This is a genomic window from uncultured Phascolarctobacterium sp., from assembly GCF_958349595.1.
In the GTDB taxonomy this organism is placed as follows: domain Bacteria; phylum Bacillota; class Negativicutes; order Acidaminococcales; family Acidaminococcaceae; genus Phascolarctobacterium.
Window position 1 is genome coordinate 35,014 of record NZ_CATWDQ010000009.1, and the last position, 9,635, is coordinate 44,648.

Genomic DNA, 9,635 nt, shown 5'->3' on the forward strand with positions numbered 1-9,635 from the left:
TTACTTCGGAACTTCGGAATTGATATGGATAAGAAAAATGAAAAATCAGAAAAAAACTTAACATCTAATGGCCCGAAAAAAAGCACCTCAAAAAAGGTGCAAAAAAAGGGGCAAAATTCCGAAGTAAGGGACCCCCCTAAACTTCGGAATTCGGGAAGCGAAAAAACGGTCAGATTACGACGTGTTATTCCGCAGTATTTACAAATATCTACCGATGATCGGCTTTTCCTTCGTAGCAGCCAGGTCTGTAAGCTGTTCGACATTAGCGACAGGACGCTTTCAACGTGGACTGCCCGCGGTGCTCCGCAATACAAACGTGGCTGGTGGGACTTGGCGGCACTTATTGATTGGCGAATCAAAGAGGCGGGGCTGGGAGAAGAAGACGGTGGTACTACAAACGAAGCAAAAAGGCTTAACGCAGATGCCCGGCTGAAAGAGGTAAAGGCTGACATTGAGGAAATGCGACTTGAAAGGATGCTGGAAAGGTTTATTCCGGTAGAACTTGTGGAAGAAGAACTTTCAAGCTGTTTTGCAAATGCCAGGTCGGCCATGCTCCGCATAGGAGAAAAGGTTTTTACGGAGCTGTATTCACAATATCCGGAAATAACGAACGATGTCAGGAGAATCATAAATTATGAGATCGAAAACGCACTCCAAAGGCTTGCAGAGTTTAAGCTGGATAAGTGAGCTGCAGATCAAAAAATGGCAGAGCGCGTTAAAAGAAATCAGCAAAAGGGCCTTTGAACAGTTCAGACCGCCTGAAAGAATGACAGTATCCGAATGGGCAGACCGAAATAGGGTCCTGCCGGTTGGATCTACATCAAGACCAGGTTTATGGTCCACAGATTTTGTACCGTATATGCGTGCCATAATGGACTCATTTGCAGATGAAAGCATTGAGGAAATTGCTTTTATCAAGGCATCTCAGACCAGCGGAACAGAAAGTGCGCTGAATATGCTGGGATATACCATAGATCAAAAGCCGCATCGTCTTCTATACGTAATGCCGGACGAAGACACCTATAGAGAGTTTTCAGAAGAACGCCTGCAGGTAATGCTTACTTCCTGTGACTGCTTCAAAGGCAAGTTTGATGAAAATGCAAGCCGTGATGGCTTCTTAAAATTCCGTGGCGGTTTTTGTAAGCTGACAACGGCCAATTCTCCTAGTAAACTGGCGAGTTTATCTATACCGTATATCATCATGGACGAGATAGATAAATATCCGCGCTGGTCTGGACGGGAAGCAAACCCTATAAAATTGGCCAGAGAGCGTTCTAAAAACTGGCCAGGAATGAATAAGCTGGTGCTTATTTCCACACCGACGCTGAAAGAGGGCAATATTTATAAAGCCTACATGGAATCCGATATCAGATTCAGGTATCACGTACCGTGTCCGCATTGTGGGCATATGCAGCCGTTTTTATGGGAAAATGTGAAATTTGACAGCAAAGAACCCGCAACGGTAGTCGAATATGCTACTCATTACGAATGCTGCGAATGTCATGGTGTTATCAAGGACCATCATAAACCAGAAATGCTCAGGCATGGTAAATGGATTCCGGAAAATGAATGTAAAGGCAGACCGAAAAAGATTGGTTTTGCTATAAATTCTATCTATAGCCCGTGGATCACCTTCGGACAGGTGGCGGCAGAATTCCAGAGATCCAAAGACGACCCTGCTGATTTGATGAACTTTATCAACTCGTGGCTGGGCGAACCGTGGGAAAATCTTTCTGCCAACATGGATATCGGCAGCGTTTTGGAACAGCGTACAGAGATACCAGCTCATGTTGTACCTGCATGGGCCCAACTGTTGACTGCTGGCGTAGACGTACAAAAGGATTATTTTTACTGGACTATTCGCGCATGGGGAGCAAAGCTTACAAGCCAGAATATAGCATACGGTATGGCCCGGACATGGGAAGAGCTGGAAGCCGTTATGGATAAATTCTGGGCGGATGAAGAGGGAGAGCTGCGGTGGCAGGTCAACGCCTATTGCGTCGATTCCGGTTACAGGACGGACGAAGTTTACGAATACTGTAATGCTCGTCACGGCGTAGCGATTCCCTGCAAAGGGTCCAGTACGCCAATGGTAGGTAAATACCGTCCGGCGAATATAGAACCCAAAATAAAAGGCCTCAGGCCGTCGCTTTTGTATATCGTTGATACAGACCAGTACAAAAATATAATCGCATCGAGACTGCATAGACCTATTGGCATAGGTGCATGGATGCTGAATAAGGACACGGAGCTTGTTTACGCGGAGCATTTGACGGCTGAACACAGAGTAGTAACGACTAAAGGCAGCAGACAGATTGAAACGTGGGTCAAAAAAACTTCGGCCAAGCAGAACCACTGGTGGGACTGCGAAGTATATGCTTTTTTGGCGGCAGATCTCAGTCACGTTTCGCTTCTGGAAGAATTGCCAGAAGAATAGGAGGGAAAACATGGCAACGATTAAAGAACAGCTGGAAGCCATTAACGCCGCAATCAATGATATTCTGACGACAGGCCAGCGGATAAAAACACCGACCGCAGAAGTTGAACATGCCAGTCTTGCAGAACTGCGCAGCGAACGTGCAAGGCTTGAAGAAAAGCTGGCTCTGGAAAATGGCGGCGGTGGTAGCGGCGGAATAGTCCGCGGGATTTTTTTAGGATAAGGAAGGATAAAAATGTCAAATAATGCGAGAAATCCTACCATGGGAAATGATTTGAATATTATCGATCGTACGATAGCATTTTTTGCCCCGCAAAAAGCATGGGAGCGAATGCAGTATCGGCGCGCTTTAGGCGGTTACAAGGCGGGAGACCAGAACGCCAGCCGTGCTAACTGGCAGCCGATGATCGGTACCGGCGAGAGTATCAATAAAGTGTCAAGAGACAGGATGAGGGCCAGGGCTAGAGATGCTGAGCGCAACAGCGATATTGCCAACGGTATCCTGCTTGCCTATCAGCGCAATGTAGTTGGTCGTGGCTTTAACCTGCAGGCCAGGACAGAGGATGATACCTTTAACAAAGCCGCTGAAAAACTTTGGCGGCACTGGTCAAAGCCTGAAAACTGCGACTTGACAGGGCAGCAGTCGCTGCGTGAGATGCTGAACATGATCACTCAGCGAACGCAGGTAGATGGCGGGATAGTTATTGTCAAAACGTATGTGCAGGATAAAAAATATCCTTTCAAAGTGCAGATACGGGAAGTTGATGATATTGATGCCATGGGCCGCATGGAAGCGGACAACGGCAATGTTATCTGTAACGGTATCGAGCTTGACCAGTATAACCGTCCGGTAGCGTATTACCTGAAAGAAACTGATCCTAACGGTTTTAGTGACTATAAGGTAACAAGGGTAGAAGCGGACAGGATTATTTATTTCTGGCAGCGGCGGCGTCCTACTGAATACAGGGAGATATCCCGACTGGCGCGGACACTACCAAGGATACGCGACACTGACGATTATCTGGACACAGTGAGTTTTGCTCATAAAATAGCTGCGTCACTGGCGCTGGTAATTACCCAGAAATTCCCTGACGGCATTGCCGGAGGTATTGGTCGAAAGGTACAGGGCTTGCTTGAAAAAATGGGCGAACCTATACCTGAAGACCAGAAAATACAGGGGTTTACCGGCGGCGATATTCTATATCTGCAGCCGGGTCAGGATGCTACCAGTGTCGTACCAACAGGGGCGGCGGCTGAGACCAAGGATTTCACAACTACGCAGCAGCGGCTGGCGGCGGCGGGACAGGGATTGTCACATGAAAGTGCCAGTAGGGATGTGAGTGAGGTCAATTATTCCTCTGCCCGGCAAAATCTGTTAGAAGACGAAAAAACATATCTTGATATGCAGATGTCTTTGATTGAGCATGTACTAAGTAAGCTTTATGAAGAAGTCGTCAAAGCAGGTTATCAAACAGGTATGATCGACGCCCAAAAGTATCCTGATTTTTGGGAAAGGCTGGAAGAATATTTGGAACATGAGTTTATTCCGCAGGGTATGCCGTGGATTGACCCTCTGAAAGAGGCCAACGCCAAAAAGATCGGCATTGAATCAAAAACGCTCACCCGCAAAGCCCTTGCGGCCAGCGAGGGCAAGGATTGGAAGGAAGAGCTGGAACAGCTGGCAGCTGAGCAGAAAATGATGGAAGAACTCGGATTAATTGCGAAGGGAGAGGATAAAAATGCCAAGTCAAAGCAAGACACTGACCCGGCAGCAGGCGGCCAAAGCCCCAAGGATGAGGGCAGCGTCGCTGACTAATTTTAACGCTTCAGAGCGTACAGCGCGGCTGTCATTTGCGTCAGAAACACCGGTACGCGATTACTGGTATGGTAAGGAGATTCTGCGGGTCAGTGATAGCAGTATGAACACGGAGCGTTTCATTGCAGGTGTGATGCCGATACTGTTTAATCACGACAGAGATAAGGTTATTGCAAGGGTGGATAACATCTGGACCGAATGCAGCAAGGCGTATGCCGATATTACTTTTGACGATGATGAGCTTTCTGAGCGTATTCTGAAAAAAGTGGAAAGCGGCAGCCTGCGCGGTGTATCGGTAATGTACAACATCCAAAATTACAGTATTATCGAACGTGATGAAACCAGTGCGGACGGTATCGAGGGACCAGCGCTGATAGCTGACAAGTGGGAAGTTTTAGAAATCAGTATAGTTTCAGTACCGGCAGATGCGGCTGTAGGAGTTGGCCGCAGCAGATTGTACAGTCCTGACGTCTTCCGTGATATGGGAGACGGAGCAGGGGCGGAAGAAGCCGAGGAAACTGAGGTAGAGAAACCAAATCCTGACGGCGGCGAACGGTCCGCTGAGCTCCAAGAAGAAAAAAATAATTACGAAGGTGAGGAAAAGGAAATGACACCAGAAGAAAGAGCAGCACTCGCGGCGGAGGCCCGCACTGCAGAAAACCAGCGGCAAAGTAATATCCGCGCATTGTGCCGTGAATTGAAAATCGAAGAAAAGGATATGGAGGCAATGCTCAAAGATGAGGACTGCACCATGGAAAAGGCAAATGAACGGGCTTTGGCAATTTTGAAAGAGCGGATGAAACCTACCGCTCCGCCTAAAGTAACAGTTACTCAGGATGAAGCCGATAAAAAACGCACAGCTATCGTTGACGGTTTGTTCCTGCGCCATGGCGGCATCTTGGAGAAGCCGGCAGACGGCGCTGATGAGTTCCGCAACTGCCGCTTTGCTGATGTGGCAAGAATGACGTTGCAGGATGCTGGCGAAACCGGCATCGGTCGCATGACTGATCGTGAACTGTTTGCTAGAGCGCTGACTACTACCAGCGCATTGTCTGCTATTGCTGATAATCTGGCGCATAAGAGCCTGTCCAGCGGTTACAACGAGGTTGCGACGACCTATGGAGCATGGACCCAGACCGGCAGCAATACTGATTTTAAAATTGCCAAGCGTTACCGCATTTATGACGCTATGGCACCGGTTAAAATTCCTGAGGGCGGCGAATTCAGTTACAGTGAATTGCTGGATGAATCCGTAGGCGTACAGTTGGCGACCTATGGTGACGCTACTAATTTTACCCGCGAAATGATGATCAATGACGATCTTGATGTCTTGGTAAAAATCCCGAAGCTGCTGAGAACATCTATGGAACGTTATAAAAATCATTTGGCCTATAAAGCGCTTATCGATGCCAATAATTACAGCTCTGCTAAGGGCAATCTTGGTACAGCGGCGGCACTGTCGGTCAAGTCTTTGGGTGAAGCCAAAAAGCTGATGCGTAAGCAGAAGCTGGGCAATAATACCGTACTGAATATTGTGCCTAAGTATCTGATCATTCCGGCAGCATTGGAAACGGTGGCTGAACAGCTGCTGACGTCTACAGCAGATCCGGAAGGCAAAAACAGCGGCGTAAGCAATCCAGCAAACAGAACCCGCAGTAATCTTGAACTGATCGTTGACGCCACGCTGGATGAATTGAGCGGTGAAACTGCTTATTATCTGGTAGCTACCAAAGGGATGGTAGATACGATCGAGGTTTGTTATTTGAATGGTAATGCAGCGCCAATCATTGAAACTGGTACTGACTTTAATAATCTGGGCATTAATTTTAGAATGTACCATGATTTTGCAATCAACGTACTGGATACACGCGGCCTGGTTAAAAACGCCGGCAAATAAGGGAGGGAAAAGAAATGTTTAAACGTAAAGGTGAAAATCTTGATTATACATGCACTGCTGACGTGGAACGTGGCGAAGTTGTTGTTATTAACGACGCGCTGGGTGTAGCGGCCAGCACAGCCAAAAAGAATGATGTGATCGCTGTTTATATGGCAGGAGTTTTTCTGCTGCCCAAGGATAGTTCTACAGAATTACAGCAAGGGAAAAAAGTATATTGGGATCCGGCTGCGAAGAAGGTAACTGTGGATGCTAATGACGGCGCAGAATCCAATCCGACCGCTTATCTTGAAGCCGGCATTGTGTGGGAAACGGCACTGGCCAGCGCAGATAAAGTGCAGGTCAAAATCGGTTAAAAGGAAAAGGCGGCTTAGTCCGCCTTTTTCACAAGGTGAATTATGAGCAGTATCGCAGATGTTATAAAAAAAGCTGTCTTTGGCAGCGTTCTGTCAGAAACAGTATCTTACCAGGATCGGGAAATCAAAGCGATTGTCAGTATCGGAACGCCGGTCGTGCGCAAAAATTTCTTTCGTGGGATTACCGTCAATGATGTAGTCAGTGACGAGGCTTCTTTTACTTTGTTGGAAGAAGATGCACAGGAGATTAAAACTGGCGATCAGATTATCCATAAAGGTGTGACATGGTATGTCAATAAACAGATAGCGCAGGACACTATCGGCAAGACAGTTACCTTCGGAGCTTCGAAAAATACCAAAGGTTTTGCGAGGGGGTTTGAAAAATAATGTATTTCAAAATCGATCTCGAAGATGGTATCAGCCCTGTTGTGCAGCGTTGGCTAAAGAATAACCCGCGTTTCATAAGCTCTGTACTGAAAAGTACCGGTTATATGGTGCAGAACGAGTTGAAAGAAGCGGTGCGCGGCAAATTTACAGGGCAAAGTTGGCCGCAGCGTTGGACGCTGCAAGACAGGCGAAAATTATCGAGGACTGCGCCTGGCGTATGGTATGGACGTTTGAAAAATGCTTTAGGCTATGCCTATAATTCGGCAGATAGTAGCGTCAATGTTGGCTGGACCAGCAGGACAGCGGCGTTTGAAGGCAACGTGCAGGAGGAAGGCGTAACTAAACAGGTAACGCCGGGTTTACGCTGGTTATTTCATAAGCGAGGCATCCATCTGCGGGCAACGACGACAAAGCTGGTGACACCAGAGCGACCGTTTATTGAACCGAAATACATGGATATCCGAGATAAAATACCTGCTTATATCACGCAAAGGGTACAGGAATACATGGATAACGGCGGGTTTGTTAAAAATGTAGGAAAGGGCCGTAAATATACGGTTTACAGTGGCTTAAATGCAGCAGCAGATTAACATGGTGGAAATGAGCCGTAAACTGGCGGTACATTTAAAATCATCGGCAGAACTTGAAGCTTACTGCCAACAGGAATTTGGCAAAAGCATAACGACGGTGGTTGAATATCGTAATGTCAATGAGATACCGGACTTGGAGACAGCTCCTTATATTATGTTTTATAACGCTGGCAAGACAGAAGGACTGACTAAGAAGGTCCATTATCAGGTCGATATCGCTATCGGCGTTCCCGGCAGCGTCAGTGATTCGTATCTGGAAACAGAAGAAGGCGTTTTAGTTTTAAAAAGCTATAAAAATGTTTCTGATATCATGCAAATCATTCAAAGCGAGCTGAACGCCTACCAGAACAAGAAAATACCACCTGAGGTATTTTCCGCAATTTTTACCGGCGAAGCTGATCAGGCAGGCTTACTTTGGACAGGTATGATCCATTGCGAGTGGGAATTTCAGCAAATATTAGGACCGCTGGGCATGATCGATTTTTAATCTACATGCTAAAAACAACGGTTAAAATACGGTAAAATGCGGTAAGATACCGCTAAATTTAGCACAAAGAATAAAGGATGTGAGAGTAATGGCAATAGGAGAACAACAGCAGGGCGTATATACCCAAAGTTTAATGGCGTTTGAGGACGCTTTTGGTAAAGATCCGGCAGATTTGAGCAGCAGGGCTATTTTGCTGCCGTTCAATTCTAACGCGCTAACGGCCAGTCAAAACAGTACCGCTCCGGGAACGATTACGGGCAGACGTGATCCGGTAGAGCCTATTTACGGCAATATCGATGTTGCAGGACAGGTCGTTGTACCTGTGGATGCTACGTCTTTCGGCTGGTGGCTGACAGCGGCGTTTGGTGAACCAACAACGGAAGATGGGACTGTTGAAGGAACTTATAAGCACGTTTTTAAACCGTCGAAGCGGCAGCCTTCTTTGATTATGGAAAAAGCCTTTCCTGATATCGGCGTCTATACTAAATACAATGGCTGTAAGGTAAGCACACTGGAAATAACGACCGGCGGAGACGGCGAACTGGTGGCTAATATCGATATGATGGGCGCCAATGAAACGATCAATAAAGCGACGATCAGTACGACGCCTAAAACTCCGGTCATGGATAGATTCAATAATTTTATGGCGTCTTTTAAGCTTAATGATGAATTGGCGGCAGTATGTACGGAAGTATCTATGAATATGAATTTCAATCTAGACGGAGATACTTATGCTATTGGCGGCAAAGGATTCCGAACGGCATTGAATGAAGGCATATTGGAGCTGAGCGGCAGTATGACGGCATTTTTTACCGACAGCAAATTCATTGAATATGCAGAAGACAGTACAACAATCAGCGCTGAGCTGATTTTTGAAACAGGCGACTTTAAATTGTCATTCCTGTATCCGGAAATGAAGCTGGCGCGTAACACACCGCCTATTGACGGACCTACAGGTATTAGTCAGCAGCTGGATTACAATGCTTTTTATAAGAGCAATGCCCAAAACAGCAGTGTAATAGTTACGCTTATCAATAAAACAGCATCGTACACGAAGGGAGCTTAATCATAATGGCTATTAAAAAAATGATTGAATGCAGATGTATGACATGGGAAGAGAACGTCATGCATGATGATCTCGTAGAAGAATTACTGGACAAAGAACCCCAAATATCAGGAAGAAAAATTTTGCAAAAAATGGCGCCATGGGTACTGGAGACAGTTTACAAAGTCAAAGTCAGCGACTTTACCCCGGGCGAGATCGTTGAGATCTATACACGCACCAAAGAGCTGACAGCCCATGTACGTACAGAAGAAATAAAAAACTTGAAGCCCTTGTCGTCTGGCAGCGCGAACGGGCCGGATACTGCAGAGACTGCCGAAAAATCCAAAAAGTAAAGAGAACTCTTGATTGTAATACCTGCGCTTACCGCGCACCGGAGCTGATGGAAGGTAATCGTGAAGCGTATGCGGCGTGGTATGCGATCCGTAACTGCAGACGTTATGCAGTCGGTATGACCGGAGCTATTCTGCTGGGTATCAGCTGGCAGGATGCAGATTACATTTTGCAAAAGTACGGTTTTCGCGTATCGGCGTTGATGATGAAGAAGCTGCAAAAACTGGAAGATTTAGAGATAGAAAACAGCCTGAGGAAGGAAGGTAAGTGAA

12 protein-coding genes are annotated in these 9,635 nt (G+C 46.6%); all 12 read left to right on the top strand.

The annotated features are described in order from the left end of the window. The first annotated feature begins 24 nt into the window (after positions 1-24). The 12 genes from Q4G98_RS07930 to Q4G98_RS07985 all read left to right on the top strand — a co-directional run bounded on the left by Q4G98_RS07930 (position 25) and on the right by Q4G98_RS07985 (position 9,634). Complete coding sequence (locus Q4G98_RS07930; protein ID WP_298564366.1) at positions 25-687, top strand: hypothetical protein; 663 nt, start codon at positions 25-27, stop codon at positions 685-687. Continuing rightward, the gene (locus Q4G98_RS07935; protein ID WP_298564369.1) at positions 635-2,437 is read left to right on the top strand and encodes a phage terminase large subunit family protein; all 1,803 of its coding nucleotides are present in this window, start codon (positions 635-637) and stop codon (positions 2,435-2,437) included. Before Q4G98_RS07930 ends, Q4G98_RS07935 begins: the two co-directional genes overlap by 53 nt. Positions 2,438-2,447: 10 nt before the next feature. After that, positions 2,448-2,660 (top strand): hypothetical protein, encoded by a 213-nt coding sequence (locus Q4G98_RS07940; RefSeq protein ID WP_298564371.1) that lies wholly within the window; start codon positions 2,448-2,450, stop codon positions 2,658-2,660. A 12-nt stretch (positions 2,661-2,672) separates the two neighbouring features. Then, complete coding sequence (locus tag Q4G98_RS07945) at positions 2,673-4,253, top strand: phage portal protein (RefSeq protein WP_298564373.1); 1,581 nt, start codon at positions 2,673-2,675, stop codon at positions 4,251-4,253. Continuing rightward, positions 4,177-6,150 (top strand): HK97 family phage prohead protease, encoded by a 1,974-nt coding sequence (locus Q4G98_RS07950; RefSeq protein ID WP_298564375.1) that lies wholly within the window; start codon positions 4,177-4,179, stop codon positions 6,148-6,150. The genes Q4G98_RS07945 and Q4G98_RS07950 overlap by 77 nt, the downstream gene beginning before the upstream one ends. 14 nt (positions 6,151-6,164) lie before the next feature. Then, positions 6,165-6,503 carry a DUF2190 family protein gene (locus tag Q4G98_RS07955; RefSeq protein ID WP_298564377.1) on the top strand — a complete coding sequence of 113 codons (339 nt, stop codon included), beginning with the start codon at positions 6,165-6,167 and terminating at the stop codon, positions 6,501-6,503. A 42-nt stretch (positions 6,504-6,545) separates the two neighbouring features. Beyond that, positions 6,546-6,890 carry a hypothetical protein gene (locus tag Q4G98_RS07960; protein WP_298564379.1) on the top strand — a complete coding sequence of 115 codons (345 nt, stop codon included), beginning with the start codon at positions 6,546-6,548 and terminating at the stop codon, positions 6,888-6,890. Beyond that, complete coding sequence (locus Q4G98_RS07965) at positions 6,890-7,480, top strand: hypothetical protein (protein WP_298564381.1); 591 nt, start codon at positions 6,890-6,892, stop codon at positions 7,478-7,480. The genes Q4G98_RS07960 and Q4G98_RS07965 overlap by 1 nt, the downstream gene beginning before the upstream one ends. Beyond that, positions 7,464-7,967, top strand: a complete 504-nt coding sequence (locus Q4G98_RS07970) for a hypothetical protein (RefSeq protein WP_298564383.1) — start codon at positions 7,464-7,466, stop codon at positions 7,965-7,967. Before Q4G98_RS07965 ends, Q4G98_RS07970 begins: the two co-directional genes overlap by 17 nt. 88 nt (positions 7,968-8,055) lie before the next feature. After that, on the top strand, positions 8,056-9,033 hold the full coding sequence (locus Q4G98_RS07975) for a phage tail tube protein (protein ID WP_298564385.1): 978 nt from the start codon (positions 8,056-8,058) through the stop codon (positions 9,031-9,033). 5 nt (positions 9,034-9,038) lie between these two features. Beyond that, positions 9,039-9,365 (top strand): hypothetical protein, encoded by a 327-nt coding sequence (locus Q4G98_RS07980; RefSeq protein ID WP_298564386.1) that lies wholly within the window; start codon positions 9,039-9,041, stop codon positions 9,363-9,365. A 47-nt stretch (positions 9,366-9,412) separates the two neighbouring features. After that, positions 9,413-9,634 (top strand): hypothetical protein, encoded by a 222-nt coding sequence (locus tag Q4G98_RS07985; RefSeq protein WP_301961917.1) that lies wholly within the window; start codon positions 9,413-9,415, stop codon positions 9,632-9,634. Position 9,635: the final 1 nt, after the last annotated feature.

Excerpts from the sequence above, each read along its gene's own strand:
- Q4G98_RS07930 (WP_298564366.1), top strand. The coding sequence starts at position 25 with ATGGATAAGAAAAATGAAAAATCAGAAAAAAACTTAACATCTAATGGC.
- Q4G98_RS07935 (WP_298564369.1), top strand. The coding sequence starts at position 635 with ATGAGATCGAAAACGCACTCCAAAGGCTTGCAGAGTTTAAGCTGGATA.
- Q4G98_RS07940 (WP_298564371.1), top strand. The coding sequence starts at position 2,448 with ATGGCAACGATTAAAGAACAGCTGGAAGCCATTAACGCCGCAATCAAT.
- Q4G98_RS07945 (WP_298564373.1), top strand. The coding sequence starts at position 2,673 with ATGTCAAATAATGCGAGAAATCCTACCATGGGAAATGATTTGAATATT.
- Q4G98_RS07950 (WP_298564375.1), top strand. The coding sequence starts at position 4,177 with ATGCCAAGTCAAAGCAAGACACTGACCCGGCAGCAGGCGGCCAAAGCC.
- Q4G98_RS07955 (WP_298564377.1), top strand. The coding sequence starts at position 6,165 with ATGTTTAAACGTAAAGGTGAAAATCTTGATTATACATGCACTGCTGAC.
- Q4G98_RS07960 (WP_298564379.1), top strand. The coding sequence starts at position 6,546 with ATGAGCAGTATCGCAGATGTTATAAAAAAAGCTGTCTTTGGCAGCGTT.
- Q4G98_RS07965 (WP_298564381.1), top strand. The coding sequence starts at position 6,890 with ATGTATTTCAAAATCGATCTCGAAGATGGTATCAGCCCTGTTGTGCAG.
- Q4G98_RS07970 (WP_298564383.1), top strand. The coding sequence starts at position 7,464 with ATGCAGCAGCAGATTAACATGGTGGAAATGAGCCGTAAACTGGCGGTA.
- Q4G98_RS07975 (WP_298564385.1), top strand. The coding sequence starts at position 8,056 with ATGGCAATAGGAGAACAACAGCAGGGCGTATATACCCAAAGTTTAATG.
- Q4G98_RS07980 (WP_298564386.1), top strand. The coding sequence starts at position 9,039 with ATGGCTATTAAAAAAATGATTGAATGCAGATGTATGACATGGGAAGAG.
- Q4G98_RS07985 (WP_301961917.1), top strand. The coding sequence starts at position 9,413 with ATGGAAGGTAATCGTGAAGCGTATGCGGCGTGGTATGCGATCCGTAAC.